15 protein-coding genes are annotated in these 20,909 nt (G+C 73.3%); 12 read left to right on the plus strand and 3 right to left on the minus strand.

Translation table 11 applies throughout. From position 1 onward, the window contains the following. Positions 1–55: 55 nt before the first annotated feature. The 4 genes from recN (at position 56) to CP984_RS32095 (ending at position 4,791) form a co-directional block, all read left to right on the plus strand. Positions 56–1,783 carry a DNA repair protein RecN gene (recN, locus tag CP984_RS32080; protein ID WP_003984785.1) on the plus strand — a complete coding sequence of 576 codons (1,728 nt, stop codon included), beginning with the start codon at positions 56–58 and terminating at the stop codon, positions 1,781–1,783. A gap of 60 nt (positions 1,784–1,843) precedes the next feature. Continuing rightward, positions 1,844–2,626 carry a hypothetical protein gene (locus CP984_RS32085; protein ID WP_030191390.1) on the plus strand — a complete coding sequence of 261 codons (783 nt, stop codon included), beginning with the start codon at positions 1,844–1,846 and terminating at the stop codon, positions 2,624–2,626. A 262-nt stretch (positions 2,627–2,888) separates the two neighbouring features. Beyond that, the gene (locus CP984_RS32090) at positions 2,889–4,031 is read left to right on the plus strand and encodes a glycosyltransferase family 4 protein (protein WP_003987410.1); all 1,143 of its coding nucleotides are present in this window, start codon (positions 2,889–2,891) and stop codon (positions 4,029–4,031) included. A 109-nt stretch (positions 4,032–4,140) separates the two neighbouring features. Beyond that, entirely contained in the window at positions 4,141–4,791 is a 651-nt protein-coding gene (locus CP984_RS32095; RefSeq protein ID WP_003987409.1) for a LysE family translocator, read from the plus strand. Between the two features lie 23 nt (positions 4,792–4,814). Here CP984_RS32095 and CP984_RS32100 read toward each other — a convergent pair whose 3' ends face one another. Beyond that, a complete protein-coding gene (locus tag CP984_RS32100) occupies positions 4,815–6,440 on the minus strand; it encodes a PucR family transcriptional regulator (RefSeq protein WP_030178937.1) in 1,626 nt (541 codons plus the stop codon). Positions 6,441–6,885: 445 nt separating this feature from the next. Next, positions 6,886–7,923, minus strand: a complete 1,038-nt coding sequence (locus CP984_RS32105; RefSeq protein WP_003986586.1) for a LacI family DNA-binding transcriptional regulator — start codon at positions 7,921–7,923, stop codon at positions 6,886–6,888. Positions 7,924–8,097: 174 nt separating this feature from the next. Between CP984_RS32105 and CP984_RS32110 the strand changes: the two genes are divergently transcribed. After that, entirely contained in the window at positions 8,098–9,063 is a 966-nt protein-coding gene (locus CP984_RS32110) for a glycoside hydrolase family 16 protein (protein ID WP_030178934.1), read from the plus strand. Next, the gene (locus CP984_RS32115; protein ID WP_003986588.1) at positions 9,060–10,232 is read left to right on the plus strand and encodes a beta-1,3-glucanase family protein; all 1,173 of its coding nucleotides are present in this window, start codon (positions 9,060–9,062) and stop codon (positions 10,230–10,232) included. Before CP984_RS32110 ends, CP984_RS32115 begins: the two co-directional genes overlap by 4 nt. 61 nt (positions 10,233–10,293) lie before the next feature. Here the strand turns inward: CP984_RS32115 and CP984_RS32120 are convergent, their stop codons facing one another. Beyond that, positions 10,294–12,105, minus strand: coding sequence for a glycoside hydrolase family 15 protein (locus CP984_RS32120; protein ID WP_030178932.1), 1,812 nt, complete (start codon positions 12,103–12,105; stop codon positions 10,294–10,296). A gap of 435 nt (positions 12,106–12,540) precedes the next feature. Here CP984_RS32120 and CP984_RS32125 point away from each other — a divergent pair, with 435 nt between their 5' ends. The 6 genes from CP984_RS32125 (at position 12,541) to CP984_RS32150 (ending at position 20,792) form a co-directional block, all read left to right on the plus strand. Continuing rightward, positions 12,541–14,220, plus strand: coding sequence for a CTP synthase (locus tag CP984_RS32125; RefSeq protein ID WP_003986590.1), 1,680 nt, complete (start codon positions 12,541–12,543; stop codon positions 14,218–14,220). 137 nt (positions 14,221–14,357) lie between these two features. Continuing rightward, positions 14,358–14,984, plus strand: coding sequence for an NUDIX domain-containing protein (locus CP984_RS32130; RefSeq protein ID WP_003986591.1), 627 nt, complete (start codon positions 14,358–14,360; stop codon positions 14,982–14,984). 253 nt (positions 14,985–15,237) lie between these two features. Further along, complete coding sequence (locus CP984_RS32135) at positions 15,238–17,430, plus strand: tetratricopeptide repeat protein (RefSeq protein WP_030178929.1); 2,193 nt, start codon at positions 15,238–15,240, stop codon at positions 17,428–17,430. Between the two features lie 165 nt (positions 17,431–17,595). Next, the gene (gene ald, locus CP984_RS32140; RefSeq protein WP_003987110.1) at positions 17,596–18,711 is read left to right on the plus strand and encodes an alanine dehydrogenase; all 1,116 of its coding nucleotides are present in this window, start codon (positions 17,596–17,598) and stop codon (positions 18,709–18,711) included. A gap of 489 nt (positions 18,712–19,200) precedes the next feature. Further along, entirely contained in the window at positions 19,201–20,217 is a 1,017-nt protein-coding gene (locus CP984_RS32145; RefSeq protein ID WP_003987109.1) for a ParA family protein, read from the plus strand. Continuing rightward, positions 20,214–20,792: a hypothetical protein gene (locus tag CP984_RS32150; RefSeq protein ID WP_030189780.1), complete on the plus strand. Its 579-nt coding sequence runs from the start codon at positions 20,214–20,216 to the stop codon at positions 20,790–20,792. The genes CP984_RS32145 and CP984_RS32150 overlap by 4 nt, the downstream gene beginning before the upstream one ends. Positions 20,793–20,909 lie beyond the last annotated feature (117 nt).

Genomic DNA, 20,909 nt, shown 5'->3' on the forward strand with positions numbered 1-20,909 from the left:
CGGCCGTCGCGGGGCGGGCCCGGGACCTCGTAAGGTCGTATCCGTGTTGGAGGAGATGCGGATCAGGTCCCTGGGCGTCATTGACGATGCCGTCGTCGAGCTGTCGCCGGGTTTCACGGCGGTGACCGGCGAGACGGGCGCGGGCAAGACCATGGTCGTCACCAGCCTCGGGCTGCTGCTCGGCGGGCGCGCCGACCCCGCCCTGGTGCGGATCGGCGCCAAGTCGGCGGTCGTGGAGGGCCGCATAGCGGTCGCCCCCGCCGCGCCGGCCGCGGTGCGCGCCGAGGAGGCGGGCGCCGAGCTGGACGACGGGACGCTGCTGATCAGCCGCACGGTCTCGGCCGAGGGCCGCTCGCGCGCCCACGTCGGCGGACGTTCCGTACCGGTCGGACTGCTGGGGGAGTTGGCGGACGACCTGGTCGCCGTGCACGGCCAGACCGACCAGCAGGGGCTGCTGCGCCCGGCCCGCCAGCGGCAGGCCCTGGACCGTTACGCGGGCGACGCGGTCTCCCTGCCGCTCGCCGAGTACACCGCCGCCTACCGCCGTCTGCGCGCCGTCGCCGCCGAGCTGGACGAGCTGACGACCCTGGCCCGCGAGCGCGCGCAGGAGGCCGACCTGCTGCGCTTCGGCCTGGAGGAGATCGCCGCGGTCGAACCGCAGCCCGACGAGGACACCGAGCTGGCCGCCGAGGCCGAACGGCTCGGCCACGCGGAGTCCCTGGCCTCCGCCGCCGCGGCCGCGCACGCCGCGCTGGCCGGCAACCCCGAGGACCTGGAGGCCGTGGACGCCACCACCCTGGTCGCGGGCGCGCACCGGGCGCTGGACGCCGTACGCAGCCACGACCCGGCGCTGTCCGCGCTCACCGAGCGGCTGGGCGAGATCGGCATCCTGATGGCGGACGTGGCGGGCGAACTGGCCAGCTATGCGGACGGGCTGGACGCCGACCCGCTGCGGCTGGCGGCCGTGGAGGAGCGCCGCGCCGCCCTCACACACCTGACACGCAAGTACGGCGAGGACATCGCCGCCGTGCTGGCCTGGGCCGAGGAGGGCGCGGCCCGCCTCGCCGAACTGGACGGCGACGACGACCGGATCGGCGAGCTGACCGCCGAGCGGGACGAGCTGCGCGCGGAACTGGGTCGCCTGGCGCAGGCGTTGACGGACGCCCGCGAGGCGTCGGCGAAGCGATTCGCCGACGCGGTGACGGCCGAGCTGGCCGAGCTGGCCATGCCGCACGCCCGGGTGAGCGTACGGATCACCCAGACCGAGACCGCCGACGAGGACGACGGCATCGAGGTCGGCGGCCGTACGGTCGCCTTCGGCCCCACCGGCGCCGACGAGGTGGAACTCCTCCTCGCGCCGCACCCCGGCACCCCGCCCCGGCCGATCGCCAAGGGCGCCTCGGGAGGTGAACTCTCCCGCGTGATGCTCGCGGTGGAGGTCGTCTTCGCCGGTTCCGACCCGGTACCGACGTATCTGTTCGACGAGGTGGACGCGGGCGTCGGCGGCAAGGCGGCGGTGGAGGTCGGCCGCCGGCTGGCACGCCTGGCCCGGTCGGCGCAGGTCGTGGTGGTCACCCACCTCCCGCAGGTCGCCGCGTTCGCCGACCGCCAGCTGCTCGTGGAGAAGACCCACGACGGTTCGGTGACGCGCAGCGGCGTCACGGTCCTGGAGGGCGAGGAGCGGGTCCGCGAACTGTCCCGCATGCTCGCGGGCCAGGAGGACTCCGAGACGGCCCGGGCCCATGCGGAGGAACTCCTCGAAACCGCCCGCGCCGGGCGCTGAACCGGCAGGGGAAACCATCCCCCTGACCGGTACCGGCCCCTGCCCCCTAGCCTGACGACCATGATCACAACGCTGCCCAAGGCTCTTCCCCTCGGCACCGCCGCGGCCGTCACCCGCGCCGCGTACGGCCTGCTCCGGCGCCGGGCGCCCGGCGGGCGTGGACGCTGGGAGCGGACGAACTACGCAGGCCGCACGGTCGACCTGTACAGCGGCCCGGCCGTCGTGCTGGGCACCGCCGCCGCGGCCGTGACCGCGCCCGGGCTGCCCGCCCGTACGCGCGGCGCGGCGGCGCTGGCCGTCCTGGCGGCGGGCGGCTGCGGCCTGTACGACGACCTCGCCGGGGCGGGCGACCCGCGGCGCGGCTTCCGGGCGCACCTGTCGGCCCTGCGCGACGGGGAGTTGACCAGCGGCGCGGTGAAGCTGTTCGGCATCGGCGCGGCCGGGCTGGCCGCCGGGGCGCTGGTCAAGGACCGGCCCCTGGACAAGGCGCTGGCCGGAGTGGTGATCGCGGGCGCCGCGCACTTCGTGAACCTGGTGGACGTACGGCCGGGCCGGGCGCCCGCCGCCACGCTCGCCGCCGCGGCGCCGGGTCTGCTGCGGAGCGGACCGGCCGGGGCCCTGTCCGCCGCTCCGGCAGGGGCCGCGGCCGCGGTTCTCGCGGACGACCTGGGGGAGCGCAGCATGATCGGCGACGCGGGCGCCCACGCGCTGGGCGCGGGCCTCGGCCTCGCCATCGCCACCGGATACGGCCGTACGGGGCTGGCCGCGCACGCCGCCGCCCTGGTCGTGGCCGCCGCTGCCGGTGACCGGATCAGCCGGGCGGCGGGTGCTGCCGGCGCGTAACGGCCGGACCCCGCACCAGGTCACTGCCGCTGGGCCAGAGGGGTGGCCGGTTTGTCGCCCATATGGGTGGTCACGTGAGTGTATGGGCGATGTGTGCCTTCGGAACGGCCCGTCGGCGGTGCCGCATTCACGGGCGGGGCTGGCATCCTGGGCCCAGCGTGTGCGGCGCACGGCCGCGCGCCGCCCCCACGGGCCTCGTCCCGGGCGGCGGCGGGCCCCGCGGCGCCGCCCGACCTGACACCGAATCTGGAGCCCCGCCCACGTGACCAGCACCCCGGCCCCGCCGCACGGACAGTCGCCGCTGCGCACGGTCCAGGTGCTGGGCCGCGGCGGCGCGGGCAGCGCCGCCCACGTCCGTTCGCTGGCCGCCGGGCTGGTGGCCCGTGGGGTCAGGGTGACGGTGTGCGCCCCGCCCGATACGGAAGGCGCGTACGACTACACGGACGCGGGCGCCCGGTTCGTGCCCGTACCGCCGCGCGCCGACCCGGCGAGCGTCACCTCGCTGCGCGCCGCCTGCGGGGACGCCGACCTGGTGCACGCGCACGGCCTGCGGGCGGGCCTGCGCGCCTCGTTGGCCCTCCAGGGCACACGGGGCCGCCAGGTGCCCCTCGTGGTCACCTGGCACACCAAGGCGCCCACGGACGGGCCGGGCGCCCGCCTCGTCCGCCTGCTGGAACGGCGCGTGGCGCGGGCCGCCGCGGTCGTCCTGGGCGCCTGCTCCGATTTGGTGGACCGGGCGCGCGAGCGCGGCGCCCGGGACGCGCGCCTGGCGCCCGTCGCCATTCCTGCGCCCCGTCCGGGCGGCCGCCCGCTCACCGCGGAGGACCGCCCGGCCCACAAGCTGCGCGCCGAACTGGGTGCCGTCGACCGCCCCTTGATCCTCGTCGTCGGCCGCCTGGAGACGCACCAGGGACACGACCTGCTGCTGGACGCGGCGCACGCCTGGTGCGCCCTGGATCCGCAGCCGATGGTCGTGGTCGCGGGGGAGGGCGGGCTGCGGGCGTCGCTCCAGCGGCGTATCGACGTCGAGGGGCTGCCGGTACGCCTGCTGGGCCGCCGCGACGACGTGCCCGAACTCCTCGCCGCCGCCGACCTCCTGGTGCTGCCCAGCCGCTGGGAGGCCCGCTCGCTGATCGCCCAGGAGGCGCTGCGGGCCGGGGTGCCGCTGGTCGCCACCGATGTCGGCGGCACCCGCGAACTGGTCGGCCGCGCCGCCGAACTGGTCCCGTACGGAGACGCCGCCGCCCTGGCCCGTACGGTCCTCGGTCTGCTCGCCGACCCCGCCCGCCGGGACACGCTCGCCGCGGCCGGCCGCGCGCAGGCGGCGGGCTGGCCGACCGAGGATGCCACGGTCGCGCAGGTGTTGAGCGTGTACGACGAGCTGATGCAGCGGCGGGAGGGCTGAGCGCCCGCGAAAAAGGGCCCTTTTCCAGGGCGGCGGTGGGTAGAGTCGCCCGGCACCGCGGACGATCACTGGCCGCGGTCCGACCCACCCCGTACGACAGGAGACCGCCGTGACCGCCGCTCTTCTCGGCTTCGCGCTCTTCGCCCTGCTGGTGACCATCGCACCCGGGCCCGACACCCTGCTGGTGCTGCGCAACTGCCTGCGCGGTGGCAGGCGGGCCGGGGCGGCCTCCGCCGTCGGCTCCGCGGTGGGCTCGATGGCCTGGGCCGTCGCCGCCGCGGCCGGGCTGGCGGCGGCGCTCCAGCGCTGGGACGCGGCCTTCATGACCGTACGGCTGGTGGGCGCGGCCTATCTGGTGGTGCTGGGCGCGCAGGCCCTGTGGACGTACCGGAGGGCGGCCACCGGCAGCACGGAGGCGATGGGGGAGCCCGGCGGCGGGGACCTGACGGCGGTCCGCGCGGCGCGGGCGTTCCGGCAGGGGCTCTGCAGCTGCCTGCTCAACCCCAAGGTCGGCATCTTCTTCGTGGCCGTCGTCCCCCAATTCCTGCCGGAGGGGCACTCCGTGCTCGGTGTGACGCTGCTCTTCGGCGTCATCGACGCGGTGATCGCGGCGGGCTGGCTGCTGCTCGTGGCCCTGTGCGCCGGACGGCTGCTCCAGTGGCTGCGGCGGCCCAAGGTGCACCGCAACCTGGAGCGCGGCACCGGCGGCGTCCTGCTGGCGCTGGGCATCGGCACGGCGGCCGAGACGCTGCGGGCCTGAGCGGGCGTCTTACGGGGACGCCCTCACCCCCGCTCCGTATGCCGCCGCGCCCGCAGCGCCAGCCGCAGTCCGAGGACCGTCTGCGGGTCGTCCAGGTCCGTGCCCAGCAGTTGGGCGATCCGGGCCAGGCGGTCGTACAGCGTCTGCCGGTTGACGTTGAGGTCGCGGGCCGTCTCCGCCTTGCGCCCGGCGCTGGCCAGGTACGCCTCCAGCGTCGGCAGCAGCGGTTGGCGGGCGGACCGGTCGTGGAGCAGCAGCGGGCCGATGGCACGGTCCACGAAGTCCGTCAGCACGCCCTGTTCGCCGTGCTCGCGCATCCGCCAGAGCAGCAGCTCGATGTCCAGGCGGCGCGCGTCGTGCCAGGGCTGTTCCGGCAGGCCCTGCGCGGCGGCCGCCGCCTCGGTCGCGTGCGCGAGCCCGGGCCCCGCCGCCGCCCAGTCGCCCGCCGCGCCGACCACGACCACCGGGCGCCGCGCCGCCGGGCGGTCGGCCCCGGCCCGTACGACTCCGGCGCGCAGCGCCTCGGCCACCCGGTCGGCGACGGCCGTACGGTCCTGGCCCGCGCGCGGCGCCACGAGCAGCGGCACCCGGCCCTCCACCGGCCGTACCCCGAGCAGGACGGGCACGCCCAGCGCGGACAGTTCTTCGCGCAGGGCGCGGGCCAGCACTGCCCAACTGCCCGGCGCGGGCAGTTGTGAAGGCAGCAGCATGACCACGGGCACGATCGGTTCGGCACCCGGCCGGAAGCCCAGCAGGCGGGCCTGCGCCGGGGCCTCGCCCGCGGTGATCCGGCCCTTCGCCAGGTCGGCCAGGAAGTCGCCGCGCCCGCGCGCCGCCAGCACCTCTTCCTGGCGGGACTGGAGCATCACGACGGCGAGCAGGTCGGCCAGGCGCTCGGCGGCGATCCGGTGCACCGGCGCCACGGGCCCGTTCACGGGCAGCAGGACCAGCCGGGCCCGTACGGCATCCGGGCCGGGCCCGCCGCCGGGCACGTCCACCCGCAGGCCGGTCTCCCGCAGCCCCTCCCACGCCTGGAGGGGGTCGGCGTCCGCGGCACCGCCGTCGTCCGGGCCCGCCGCGTAAAGGGGGCTGCCATCGGGGGCCTCCAGGCAGAGCGGGTTGCCCGTGAAGGCGGCCAGCCGCCGCAGCACCTCGGGGGCGCCACCGCCGCGCAGCAGGACGTCCGTACAGCTGCGCAGCAGCTCGTCGGCCTGGCGCAGCAGCAGGTAGTGGCTGTTGACCAGCTCGGTGTGGATCTCCTCGGTGACGACGACGTACGGCACCTCGCGGTGCAGCTGCACCAGCGGCAGGCCGCAGGCCCGCGCGCTGTCGACGACGGCGGACGGCAGCGCGTCGAAGCGGGAGCCCAGCTCCACGACGAGGGCGGCGATCTCGCGGTCGGCCAGCTCGCGGACGAAGGCGCGCTGCTCGGAGGGGCGGGCGCCCAGGCCGAGGCCGGTGGTCAGCAGCAGCTCGCCGCCCTTGAGCAGCGAGGCGATATGCGGCACCTCGCCCGCGTGCACCCAGCGCACGGCGCGGTCCAGACGGTCCTCACCGGCCAGCACCTCGGGCAGCCCCCGCCGCAGCGCGGGCAGCTCCAGCGCCCTGCGCACCGTGATCACCGCTTCGATCTTCGCTTCCGGCCCCATGGCGTCGAACGGTACCCGCAGTCCGCTATCCGGACGTACCGGTCCGCAGGCCGGGCCCTGGGAGCCGAACCCCTGCTCATCCCGACTCCCGCACCACCAGCCTCGCCGCCGTGACCACCGGGGCCAGCTCGTCCCGCGCGGCCCATCTTCTCCACGTCCTGGCGCACGGTGGTCAGCGGTGGACCCGTTATCCGGACGTACCGGCCCGCAGGCAGCCTGGCTCCCCGATCTCCGTCTCACCCCGTCTCCCGCACCACCAGCCTCGCCGCCGTGACCACCGGGGCCAGCTCGTCCTGCGCGCCCCCGGCCCCGTGGCCAGACGCCGCAGCAGCCGCGCCACCGGGCGGCCCATTTCCTCCACGCTGGCGCACGGTGGTCAGCGGCGAGTCCGCTACCCGGACGTACCGGCCCGCAGGCGGCCCGGCCCCCGCCCCCAATCTCCGCCTCATCCCGACTCCCGCACCACCAGCTTCGCCGCCGTGACCACCGGAGCCAGCTCGTCCCGCGCGGCCCCCGGCCCCGTCGCCAGGCGGCGCAGCAGTAGCCGTGCCATCAGGCGGCCCATTTCCTCCACGTCCTGGCGGACGGTGGTCAGCGGTGGGTCCGTCCACGCCGCGGGGTCCAGGTCGTCGTAACCCACCACGCCCACGTCCTCCGGCACCCGCCGTCCGTGCGCCCGCAGTGTCCGCAGGGCGCCGGAGGCCATCAGGTCGGAGCAGACGAAGACGCCGTCCAGGTCGGGGGCGGCGGCGAGGAGTTCGGCCATGGCGCGCTCGCCGCCCTGCGCGGTGAAGCCGCCGTCCGCGATCAGCCGGGGGTCGGCCGCCGCGGGGGCCAGGGCGTCGCGGTAGCCGTCCAGGCGGTCCTGGGCGGAGGTCTGGTCGAGCGGGCCGGTGATCACGGCGATCCGGCGGCGGCCGCGGGCGCGCAGATGGCGTACGGCCTGCCGGGCGCCGTCCCGGTTGTCGGTGTCCACGTACAGCGCGTCCTCGGCGCCCGCCCAGCCGGGGCGGCCGCCGTAGACCGTGGGCAGGCCGGACGCCTCGGCCATCGCGGGCAGCGGGTCGTCGCGGTGCAGCGAGAACATCAGCACGCCGTCGGCGTGCCCGGCGGACAGGTAGCGGCCGATGCGCTCGTGGTCGGCGCGGGTCTCCTGGAGGAGGAGCAGCAGCTGGGTGTCGGCGGCGGACAGTTCCCTGCTGATGCCGCGCAGTTGGCGGCCGAAAAACGGGTCGGCGAAGACCCGGGTCTCCGGTTCGGCGATCACCACGGCGACCGCGCCGGTACGCCGGGTCACCAGTGAGCGGGCCGCGCTGTTCGGTACGTATCCCAGGTCGGTGACCGCGCGCCGGACCCGTTCGCGCACCTCACCGCGTACGCCGGCACCGCCGTTGACCACGCGTGAGACCGTGGCGCGCGAGACGCCGGCCCGGGCGGCGACCGCTTCCAGCGTCGGCCGCCGCTCATTTGATGCATGCACCATTCAACCCCCGAAGTCGAAATCGGGCCAACTCCTGTGACGATGCCAAGCCTTGACGGCTCGCCGGGAAGTCGGCACTGTGTGCCCCTACGCGGCGTGAGAGCGCTCTCAATCCTTTCAGGCCGCGTGTGAGAACGGAACTCCTCATCACCCCCACCCCGTCGAGGAGCACATGTCATGACCACGAAAATACCGACAGGGAGGCGGCTGCGGGCGAGAACCGCGGCAGTGCTCGGTTCGCTCGGCGCCGCCCTCGCCCTTGTCGTCGCCTGGCCCGCCGCCCAGCCCACCGCCACGGCCGGCGAACCGGCGGCCACGTTCGCGGAAGTCTGGCGCACCGACTTCAACGGTCCCGCCGGCTCCCGCCCGTCGTCCGGTGACTGGATCATCGACACCGGCACCGGCTACCCGGGCGGCCCCGCCAACTGGGGCACCGGCGAACGCCAGACCTACACCGACCGCCCCGAGAACCTGCAGCTCGACGGCGCCGGGCATCTGAAGATCACCGCTCTGAAGAAGAACGGCACCTGGACCTCGGGCCGCATCGAGACCCGCCGCTCGGACTTCACCGCCCCGGCCCGCGGCAAACTGCGCATCGAGGCGCGCATCAAGATGCCGGACGTCTCCGGCGACGCCGCGCTCGGCTACTGGCCGGCGTTCTGGACGCTCGGCGACAAGTTCCGCGGCAACTACTGGAACTGGCCGGGCATCGGCGAGTACGACATCATGGAGAACGTCAACGGGCACAACCGCGTCTGGGGCGTGCTGCACTGCGGCGTCAACCCCGGCGGCCCCTGCAACGAATCGCAGGGCAAGGGCAATTCCCGCGTCTGCCCGGGCGCCTCCTGCCAGGCCGGTTTCCACACCTACGCCCTGGAACTGGACCGCACCGGTCCCACCGAATACCTGCACTGGTCCGTGGACGGGCAGCGCTTCCACACCGTCAGCTCCGCCGACATGGACGCCAACACCTGGGCGAACACCACCCACCACGGCCACTTCATCCTGCTCAACCTCGCGATGGGCGGCGCCTTCCCGGACGGCGTCGCGGGCCGCGCCACCCCCACCGACGCGACACGCCCCGGCGGCTCCCTGCTCGTCGACCACGTGTCCGTCTCCGTACAGCAAGGAGCCACCGCATGATCTCCCGTCGTACCCTGCTCGGCGGCCTCGCCGCGAGCGCCGCCGCCGGAGCGGGCGCAAGCGTCCTCCTGAACAGCACCGCCGGGGCCGCACCGGTCATCGGCGCGGCGGCGGCCGGACTGCCGCTGCGCGTCGTCAACCGGACCGGCCGCTACGCCAACAACGCCATCTGGATCTACATCGTCGGCAACACCGGGGGCCAGCAGGTACGGGTCACCGCGAACGGCGACATCAAGCCCATCGCCCTGTCCGACAACCGCCCGGACGGCTTCACCGACTACGGCATACCGCTCGCCGCGAACGGCGACACCACCCTGCGCATCCCGCAAATGTCCGGCCGCATCTACGCGTCGCTCGGCAGCAAGCTGAAGTTCAAGGCCGTGAAGGACGGCAACGGCCGGCCCGCGCTGGCCTACCCGGCCGGCTGGGTGTCCGGCGATCCCAACTACCAGATCGTGCACGACTGCGCTGAGTTCACCTACGACCAGGCCGGCATGCACTGCAACACCACGGCCGTCGACATGTTCAGCGTCCCGATGTCCATCCGCCTCGTCGGCGCCCGCGACCAGACGGCCGGGGCGCTCAAGGCCGGTGCCCGATCCCGGATCTTCTCCGAGATCGGCCGTACGCCCGGCTTCGGCAAGCTCGTCGTCGGCGACAAGCGCGTCATCGCCCCCAGCCACGGCCTGGACGCCGGGCTGTTCGACGGGAACTACTTCGCGCCGTACATCGACCGCGCCTGGAACGCCTACACGTCCAAGGACCTGAAGGTCACCACCAACAGGGGCACCTTCACCGGCCGGGTCAGCGGCAACCAGTTCACCTTCCGCGGCCCCGCCCAGTTCTCCATCGCCAAGCCCTCCACCCGCGATGTGCTCTTCTGCCACGGCGCCCTGCAAGCCCCCAACGACGGACTGCGCGGCCCGGTCGCCGCGGTGCTCGGCGCCGCCCTCAACCGCGCCACCCTCGCCGACCACGCGGCCCAGCCCACCACCGACCCGGGCACCTTCTACAAGGGCCAGCTCGCCAACCACTACGCGCGCGTGCTGCACGAGCAGTCCGCCGACGGCAAGGCGTACGGCTTCGCCTTCGACGACGTGGCCAACTTCGCCTCGTACATCGAGGACGGCGCCCCGCGCGAGATGACACTCACGCTGACGGCCTTCTGACCGGCGCGAAAACGAGAAGAGGGGTCACGGCCGGTGCCGTGACCCCTCAATCGTGCGCCGACTACCCCCCGTAAGCCCCACTGGCCGTGAGCCGCAGCGCCGTGTCGATCAGCGGAACGTGGCTGAACGCCTGGGGGAAGTTGCCCACCTGACGCTGGAGGCGGGAGTCCCACTCCTCGGCCAGCAGGCCCAGGTCGTTGCGGAGCGAGAGCAGCTTTTCGAAGAGGATGCGGGCCTCTTCGACGCGGCCGATCATCGCCAGGTCGTCGGCCAGCCAGAACGAGCACGCCAGGAACGCGCCCTCGTCGCCCTCCAGGCCGTCCACGCCCGCGTCCTCGCCCGAGGTCGGGTAGCGCAGGATGAAGCCGTCCTCGGTGCCCAGCTCCCGCTGGATGGCCTCGATGGTGCCGATCACCCGCTTGTCGTCCGGCGGCAGGAAGCCCATCTGCGGGATGAGCAGCAGCGAGGCGTCCAGCTCCTTGGAGCCGTAGGACTGTGTGAAGGTGTTGCGCTCCTTGTCGTAACCCTTCTCGCACACCTCGCGGTGGATCGTCTCGCGCAGCTGCTTCCAGCGGTCCAGCGGGCCGTCCACGTCGCCGGACTCGATCAGCTTGATCGTGCGGTCCACCGCGACCCAGGTCATCACCTTGGAGTGCACGAAGTGCCGGCGCGGCCCGCGCACCTCCCAGATGCCCTCGTCCGGCTCGTCCCAGTGCTTCTCCACCCACTGGATCAGCTTCAGCTGGAGCAGCGAGGCGTAGTCGTTGCGGGCCAGACCCGTGTTGTGCGCCAGGTGCAGCGCCTCGGTGACCTCGCCGTACACGTCCAGCTGGAGCTGTCCGGCGGCGCCGTTGCCGACCCGGACCGGCCGCGAGTTCTCGTAGCCGGTCAGCCAGGTCAGCTCGTTCTCGCCGAGTTCCCGCTCGCCCGCGATCCCATACATGATCTGGAGGTTCTCCGGGTCGCCGGCCACCGCGCGCAGCAGCCACTCGCGCCAGGCGCGGGCCTCTTCCCGGTAGCCGGTGCGCAGCAGCGAGGACAGGGTGATCGCCGCGTCGCGCAACCAGGTGAAACGGTAGTCCCAGTTGCGCGAGCCGCCGATGTCCTCGGGCAGCGAGGTGGTGGGCGCGGCGACGATGCCGCCGGTCGGCGCGTACGTGAGCGCCTTGAGCGTGATCAGCGAGCGCACCACCGCGTCCCGGTACGGGCCGTGGTACGTGCAGTGGTCGACCCACTCGCGCCAGAAGTCCTCGGTCGCCTCCAGCGCCGCCTCCGGCTCCGGCACGTGCGGCGGGCGGCTGTGCGAGGGCTGCCAGCTGATCGTGAAGGCGATCCGCTCGCCGGGCCCGACGGTGAAGTCCGCGTACGTCGTCAGGTCCTTGCCGTACGTCTCGGCCTCGGTGTCCAGCCACACCGCGTCCGGCCCGGCGACCGCCACGGTGCGCTCGTCCACCTTGTGCACCCACGGCACCACCCAGCCGTACGAGAACCGCATGCGCAGCGCCGAGCGCATCGGCACCCGCCCGCTGACGCCCTCGACGATACGGATCAGCTGCGGTGTCGCGTCCTCGCGCGGCGGCATGAAGTCGATCACCCGCACCGTGCCGCGCGGGGTGTCCCACTCGGATTCCAGGACGAGCGAGTCGCCCCGGTAGCGGCGGCGGTCGGCGGGCACCGGCGCGCCCTCGGGACCGTGCGCGGGCCCCATCCGCCAAAAGCCGTTCTCTTCCGTGCCCAGCAGTCCTGCGAAGACCGCGGGTGAGTCGAAGCGGGGCAGGCACAGCCAATCCACCGTGCCGTCCCGGCACACAAGAGCGGCGGTCTGCATATCGCCGATGAGTGCGTAGTCCTCGATGCGCCCGGCCACGTGCATCTCCCGTCGAACTGGAGTGACGCCCCCCATGGGACGTGTGATCTTGTCCGTCCTGCCCATGAAACTCCGCCGAGCAGCGAGTCCGGAAATCGGGCGGGGGTGGTGCCTTGCCGGACGGCCCTAGCGAGTGTCCGAGCAGGATACGACGGAGGACAGTGATCCGCTTGCCGCTGCGGGAGAACGGCACTGCGCCGAACGGGTGGCCTCGGTCACGCGGGGCGCCATGAACCCCGCGGTGAGCGGCGCGGCCCGGGTGCCGCGAGCGTCGCCGGGCGCGACCATGCCCGGTCGCTGATAGCCTGGTACCCCGTGGACCGGTGGGCCCGGCGCAAGTCACACGGCACCCCCGACCGCAGCGAAGGCTCCCCTGACCAGCGCAGGGCGCGGCCGACTCGCACCTCTTCACCACGCGACCACGGGAGCCCCGTCTTGGCCATGCCGCCCAAATCTTCGACGACCAAGCACCTCTTCGTCACCGGGGGCGTCGCCTCCTCGCTCGGCAAGGGCCTGACCGCCTCCAGCCTGGGCGCGCTGCTCAAGGCGCGGGGCCTTCGGGTCACGATGCAAAAGCTCGACCCGTACCTGAACGTCGACCCGGGCACGATGAACCCGTTCCAGCACGGTGAGGTGTTCGTCACCAACGACGGCGCCGAGACCGACCTGGACATCGGCCACTACGAGCGCTTCCTGGACGTCGACCTCGACGGCTCCGCGAACGTCACCACCGGCCAGGTCTACAACACCGTGATCGCCAAGGAGCGGCGCGGCGAGTACCTGGGCGACACCGTGCAGGTCATCCCGCACATCACCAACGAGATCAAGCACCGCATCCGCCGGCTGGCCCACGAGGACGTCGACGTCGTCATCACCGAGGTCGGCGGCACCGTCGGCGACATCGAGTCGCTGCCGTTCCTGGAGACCGTCCGCCAGGTCCGCCACGAGGTCGGCCGGGACAACGTCTTCGTGGTGCACATCTCGCTGCTGCCCTACATCGGCCCCTCCGGCGAGCTGAAGACCAAGCCGACCCAGCACTCGGTCGCGGCGCTGCGCAACATCGGCATCCAGCCGGACGCCATCGTGCTGCGCGCCGACCGCGAGGTGCCCACCGCCATCAAGCGCAAGATCTCGCTGATGTGCGACGTGGACGAGGCCGCCGTCATCGCCTGCCCGGACGCCCCCTCCATCTACGACATCCCCAAGGTCGTGCACGCCGAGGGCCTGGACGCCTACGTCGTGCGCAAGCTCGACCTGCCGTTCCGCGACGTGGACTGGACCGTGTGGGCCGACCTGCTGGACCGGGTGCACAATCCGGACCACGAGGTGAAGGTCGCGCTGGTCGGCAAGTACATCGACCTGCCCGACGCCTACCTGTCGGTCACCGAGGCGCTGCGCGCCGGCGGCTTCGCCAACAAGGCCCGCGTGAAGATCAAGTGGGTCACCTCCGACGACTGCAAGACCCCGGCCGGCGCCAAGCAGCAGCTCGCCGACTGCGACGCGGTCTGCGTCCCCGGCGGCTTCGGTGACCGCGGCGTGGACGGCAAGGTCGGCGCCATCACCTACGCCCGCGAGAACAAGCTGCCGCTGCTGGGCCTGTGCCTGGGCCTGCAGTGCGTGGTCATCGAGGCGGCCCGCAACCTGGCCGGCATCGAGGGCGCGAACTCCACCGAGTTCGACCCGGCCGCCGCCGACCCGGTCATCTCCACCATGGCCGAGCAGATGGACATCGTCGCCGGCGAGGGCGACATGGGCGGCACCATGCGGCTGGGCATGTACCCGGCCAAGCTGGCCGAGGGCTCGATCGTGCGCGAGGTCTACGACGACCAGCCGTACGTCGAGGAGCGCCACCGCCACCGCTACGAGGTCAACAACGCCTACCGCGGCGAGCTGGAGAAGAAGGCCGGTCTGCTGTTCTCCGGCACCTCCCCGGACAACAAGCTGGTCGAGTACGTCGAGTACCCGCGCGAGGTGCACCCCTACCTGGTCGCCACCCAGGCGCACCCGGAGCTGCGCTCCCGCCCGACCCGCCCGCACCCGCTCTTCGCCGGCCTGGTGAAGGCGGCCGTCGAGCGCAAGACCGGCGCCGCCGCCGGCAAGAAGGGCGCCGCCAAGGCGTGACCCACGGGCGATCGGCCCTCCCACCTGCGGACGGGCACGGATGAGCCGATCGTCGGCGGGTACCGTTGACCGGGGTACGTGGTCCGTTACGGGCCGGGTACCCCGGTCGACTGCTTTGCGGAAGGACATCCACGTACATGGCCATCCAGGACACCCCGGAAGCGTGGCGGGTCACCTCGACCGCGACGCCCTTCACCGGCAAGAAGACCAGCATGCGCACGGACCGGGTCGTCATGCCGGACGGCTCCACCGTCTCCCGCGACTACCAGGTCCACCCCGGCTCGGTGGCCGTCGTCGCGCTCGACGAGGAGGACCGGGTGCTGGTCCTGCGCCAGTACCGCCACCCCGTCCGCCACAAGCTCTGGGAGATCCCCGCCGGGCTGCTCGACGTCCCCGGCGAGCACCCGCTGCGCGCGGTCCAGCGCGAGCTGTACGAGGAAGCACACGTCAAGGCCGAGGACTGGCGGGTGCTGACCGACGTCTACACCACCCCCGGCGGCTGCGACGAGGCCGTACGGATCTTCCTGGCCCGTGACCTGTCCGAGGTCGAGGGCGAGCGCTTCGAGGCGTCCGAGGAGGAGGCCGACATGGAGCTGGCGCGGGTCCCGGTCGCCGAACTGGTCCGCGGCGCGCTCGCCGGCGAACTGCACAACAACTGCCTGGTGGTCGGGGTGCTCGCGCTGGCCGCCGCCCGCGCGGGGGAGGGCCTGGACGCCCTGCGCCCGGCCGACGCGCCGTGGCCGGCCCGCCCGTTCGAGGCATAGTCCGGGGCAGGACGCCGGGGCCGGACGCCCGCCCGGGGCCCGCTGCTCTCACCCGTCCGTGCCCCCGCGGTCCGATCATGATCTGATCCGGACGGGTGACCCCACCGCCGTGCTCCGCCCGGCGTGTGACGGGTCGTGAACTACGCTCGACAGCGTTCCCGTTGGCGACCGCGGCGGGCTCGTCAGAGCCCGTGTCCAAATCCCGGTCGGGGTTCAGACACAGACTCTTCGCGCAGGTGGACGGGAGCGACCCGTGACGGATCAGGCGGTGGGCGGGGGACACGTCCCGCCGGGGAAGGCGGGCGGGCCCGCGACGACGGCACGGCAGCGGCCGGGGCCCGACGCGGACGGCGCGCGCGACGCCGCCGACCGCCCCGGCACCCGCCGCCCGCCCACCCGCCGGACCGTGCCCCCCGCCGCCACCGCGCCCGGCGGCTTCATCGGCCGCCGCCGCGAACTGAAGGCCCTGCGCGCCGACATCGCCCGTACCGGCCTGGACACCCTCTCCGGCCGCCGGGGCGCCCGCAGCCGCGTCCTGCTGATCGCCGGGCGGCCCGGCTCCGGACGCAGCGCCCTCGCCGCCGAACTGGCCCGGCAACTCGCCGACGACTACCCCGACGGCGTACTGCGCGCCGCGCTGACCAACCCCGGCGGCGGCCCCGTCCCCCTCGACCTCGTCGCCCGCGATCTGCTCACCGAACTCGGCGCCCCGGTCCAGCCCGGCGCCGCCGAGGACGAGCTGACCGAGGCGCTGCGCGCGGCCCTCGCCGAGCGCCGCGCGCTGCTCCTGCTGGACGACGCGGCCGGTGCCGAGCAGGTCGAGCCGCTGCTGCCGGACGCCGCCGGCTGCCTGGTCGTCGCGGTCTCCGAAGGCCCGCTCACCGGCATCACCGACGTCCGGCCGTGCACCCTGGGCGGCCTGGACAACGCGTCCGCCGTCGCCCTGCTCAGCCGGTACGCCGGCCCCACCCGCATCACCGTCGACCCCCGCTCCGCCGACGCCGTCGCCGAGGAGTGCGGCGGCCGTCCCGCCGCGCTGGTGCTGGCGGGCGGCTGGCTCGCCGAACGGCCCAAGTCCTCCGTCGCCGACCTGCTCCAGGCGCTGCGCGAGGTGCCGGAACCGGCCGGCGAACCGGCCGGCGACCGCCCCCTGGCCCGTGCGTTCCGCCTCGTCTACGACTCCCTGTCGCCGGTCGCGGCCCGTACGCTACGGCTGCTCGGCCTCGCCCCGGCCGGGATCGCGGACGCGCATATCGCCTCCGCCCTGGCCGGCTGCTCGGTCGCCGCCGCCGAAGCGGCCCTGCGGGACTTCGCGGCCCGGGGCCTGATGCGGCCGGTTCAGGAAGACAGGGCGGAAGCCGCGGAACCCGACCCGCGCGGGCACGGCTCCGGGTACGCCGGGAGCGCCGGGCTCCAGGCGCAGTACGCGATGCCCGGCTGCCTGGCGCCGCTCGTGCGCGCCGCGCTCGACGCGAAGGAACGGCCCGCCGAGATCCAGCTCGCCCGGGCACGGATGCTGGAGCGCACCGTACGGCTGCTCCAGTCCTGCCGGGCGCTCGGGGAGCCCGCCGGATCACCGGCCCGGCAGAAGGTCGCCGGACTGCCGCGCTCGCTGCGCTTCGCCTCCGCCGCGTCCGCCGCCGCCTGGCTGCGCAGCCGCCGGCCCGCCCTTCTGGAGGCGGCCCGGATCGCCGTCGAGGAAGGCGAGCTGGACACCCTGGACCGGCGGCTGATGGCCGCCATCGTCCGTACGCTCATCGCCCACCAGGGCGCCGAGGCCGCCGCCCCCGATCTCTACGGGCTGCACGGGCTGGTCCTGGAGGTCGCCGAGCGGCGCGGGCTGGCGCGGGAACAGGCCGCCGCGCTGCTCAACCTCGGCGACCTCGACGCGCAGGCCGGGCGGACCACGGACGCGATGGCCCGCTACCGGGGCGCGCTCAGCGCGGCACGCGAGGTCAGGGACCCCATCGCGACCGTACGGGCACTGGAATCGCTGGGCGGCACCTACACGGAGCTGGGGGACTGGCAGCGGGCCGCCGACTGGTACGGGCGCGCGCTGGAGCTGCGGCTGACCCGCGGCGAGAACGCGGACGGGGCGCGGCTGCACGGCCGCATCGGCGCGGTGCACACCTACGCGGCCCGGTGGGGCGCGGCACTCAAGGAATGGCGGGCCGCCTACGGGACGTACCGGCGGCTGGGGGATGTGGCGGGCCAGGCGCGCGCGCTGGGGGAGGTCGCGCGGGTGCAGGAGTACGCGGGACGGCCCGAGGAATCGCTGCGGACCTGCACCGCGGCCCTGTCCCTGGCCGCGGAGGCCCGGGACGGCCGCCTGGAGGCGGCCCTCCAGCTGCGGATCGCGGACACCCTCGACCGGCTCGGCGACCCGGCCACCGCCCGGCTGCATCGGGCCATAGGGGAACGTCTCCTCTCAGATCACCCACAGTGACCTACGAAATCGGTGGTGCTCCTCTCAGTAATTGATGCTTTGCAAGGCTAGACAACAGAGAATCCTTAAATAGACTGGCCAGGCCGCGGACACCGCGGTCAGTCCCGGCATGCCTCGCATGCATGGATTTTTCCTGCAAGCTCTCTTACAAGGACCGTGATCGACGTGAAGGTCGGCATCCCCCGCGAGGTCAAGAACAACGAGTTCCGGGTGGCGATCACGCCTGCCGGTGTGCACGAGCTGGTCCGCCACGGCCACCAGGTCTTCATCGAGAAGGACGCCGGCCTCGGCTCCGCCATCCCGAAGGAGGAGTACGTCTCGGCCGGCGCCGAGATCCTCGGCACCGCCGACGAGGTCTGGGCCACCGCCGACCTGCTCCTGAAGGTCAAGGAGCCGATCGCGGAGGAGTACCACCGCCTCCGCAAGGACCAGACGCTCTTCACCTACCTGCACCTGGCCGCCTCCCGCGAGTGCACCGACGCCCTCCTGGAGTCGGGCACCACCGCCATCGCCTACGAGACGGTGGAGACCGCGGGCCGCCAGCTGCCGCTGCTCGCCCCGATGTCCGAGGTCGCGGGCCGTATCGCCCCGCAGGTCGGCGCGTACCACCTGATGCGCCAGGCCGGCGGCCGCGGTGTGCTGCCGGGCGGTGTGCCGGGTGTGGCCGCGGGCAAGGCCGTCGTCATCGGCGGCGGCGTCTCCGGCTGGAACGCCGTGCAGATCGCCGTGGGCCTCGGCTTCCACGTCACCCTGCTCGACAAGGACATCAACAAGCTGCGCGAGGCGGACCGGATCTTCGGCACCAAGGTGCAGACGATCGTCTCCAACGCCTACGAGCTGGAGAAGGCCGTCGTCGAGGCCGACCTCGTCGTGGGCGCGGTGCTCATCCCGGGCGCCAAGGCCCCGAAGCTGGTCACCAACGAGCTGGTCGCCAAGATGAAGCCCGGAAGTGTCCTTGTCGACATCGCGATCGACCAGGGCGGCTGCTTCGAGGACTCCCGTCCCACCACCCACGCCGAGCCGACCTTCCAGGTCCACAACTCGGTCTTCTACTGCGTGGCCAACATGCCCGGCGCGGTGCCCAGCACCTCCACCTACGCGCTGACCAACGCCACGCTGCCGTACATCGTGTCGCTGGCCAACAACGGCTGGGTTGAGGCGCTGCGCCGCGACGCTGCCCTCGCCAAGGGTCTGAACACCCACGACGGCAAGGTCGTCTACGGTCCGGTCGCCGAGGCGCACGGCCTGGAGGCCACCGACCTGACCACGCTCCTCGGCTGAGACGTCAATAGCGCGCGTCAATGACGCACTGCCGGCCGGGCCTTGTCCTCAAGGCCCGGCCGCGGCCGTTCGCCGACACGCCGCACGCCCGAAACCGCACGGGCGGTCCTCAACTCGCCGAGAACGTAACCGTTTAACCGATTCGCACACCCTCGAAACCTTGCGCTGATACCGCTTGCACCCTTGACATCGGCATGTTCGATTGCCGACACATCGGGCCGGGTCCGGCGGATTGTGTTGCTGCGAACGCCCGACACGCCATAGAGTCGCCAACCGTCGGCATAGTGCCACGCTGACCTATCGATAAGTTTCCTGGTCACATCCAAGGAGGTAAGACGACTTGTGAATGAGTCGACATTTACTCCCGGAGGTGGTCGACCAGGAGCGGTTGCACGGGGCCAGGGTCCCTCGGGGCTCCAGGCTGTCGGCTCCGTCGCTGTCCACACCTTCGCGACCCAACAGAGCACCACGACGACAGCCCACCAGAGCATGGACGGCCATCACGTGAACGCCATGGCCGGCGACCGGGGCGGCTCCGAACCCACCCGGCTCGCCGACTACGACGACCTGCCCGAGGGGCACTTCTACGACCCGGACGCGGAGTACGAGCCGGACCCCGAATACGCGGCCACGCTCGCGCCGGACGCCGCCCGGCAGCGCCGCGAGCGCGTCGGCCCCACGGGACGCCCGCTTCCCTACTTCCCGATTCCAGGACCGTTGACGGACCACGGACCCGCCAAAATCATCGCGATGTGCAACCAGAAAGGCGGGGTGGGAAAGACCACCTCGACCATCAATCTGGGCGCCGCACTCGCCGAATACGGACGACGGGTCCTGCTCGTCGACTTCGACCCCCAGGGCGCGCTGTCCGTCGGGCTCGGCGTCAACCCCATGGAACTGGACCTGACGGTCTACAACCTGCTCATGGAGCGGGGCATGTCGGCCGACGAAGTGCTGCTGAAGACCGCGGTCCCGAACATGGACCTGCTCCCCAGCAATATCGATTTGTCAGCCGCCGAGGTGCAGCTGGTCAGCGAGGTCGCACGCGAGTCGACCCTCCAGCGTGCGCTGAAGCCGCTGATGGCCGACTACGACTACATCGTCATCGACTGTCAGCCGTCCCTCGGCCTGCTGACCGTCAACGCGCTGACGGCCGCTCACAAGGTCATCGTCCCGCTGGAGTGCGAGTTCTTCGCGCTCCGCGGTGTGGCGCTGCTCACCGAGACGATCGAGAAGGTCCAGGAACGGCTCAACCCCGACCTGGAACTCGACGGCATCCTGGCGACCATGTACGACTCGCGGACCGTACACAGCCGAGAGGTCCTGGCGCGCGTCGTCGAAGCCTTCGACAACCACGTCTACCACACCGTCATCGGCCGTACGGTCCGCTTCCCCGAGACCACCGTCGCGGGTGAACCCATCACCACGTACGCGTCCAACTCCGTCGGTGCCGCCGCCTACCGTCAACTGGCCAGGGAGGTGCTCGCCCGGTGTCACGCCGAGTGAGTCTGCCCGGAGCCGACGAATTGTTCCGTACGACCGGGGGGTCGGGGCTGCAGTCCCCGGCGCCCCGCAAGACCGGTGGGCCGGCCGCGGCCGCTGGCGGCCCTGGGGCCGCCGTCAACGGGGATGCGCCGCGGGTGCCTGCGCCGGGCGGGCCGGCGGAGACCACGGAGCCCTCGCGGGGCGAGGAATCGAACCCGCGGCGGGAGGAGCCGGATGGTTCGGCGCCGGCCGAGCACGGTGGCCGCGGTGCGGAGGCGGCTGCCCCGAAGGGGCGCCGCCGGCAGGAATCCGCGTCCGCCGACGCGGCGGACGGCGGTGCGGTGCCGGCTCGGCGGCGGGGGCGTGGTGCGAACCGTCGTCCCAGCGGGCGGGAGCGGCACGACGAGAAGATCACGGTGTACGTGTCCGCCGAGGAGCTGATGGATCTGGAGCATGCCCGCCTCGTTCTCCGTGGTGAGCATGGGCTTGCGGTCGATCGCGGGCGGATCGTTCGGGAGGCCGTGGCCGTGGTGCTGGCGGATCTGGAGTCTCGGGGGGATGCGAGTATTTTGGTGCGGCGGTTGCGGGGCCGCTGATCGCGGCGAAGCCGCGGGTTTGTGGGGGTCTGGCCCGCGCTTCGCGCGGATACGCATTGGCTTCGTTGTGGGGCGGGGGTGCGCAGGGGGCCATCTCCTCGGCGCCTGGAGCGGCCG

Origin of the sequence: Streptomyces rimosus (assembly GCF_008704655.1) — a bacterium.
GTDB lineage: Bacteria > Actinomycetota > Actinomycetes > Streptomycetales > Streptomycetaceae > Streptomyces > Streptomyces rimosus.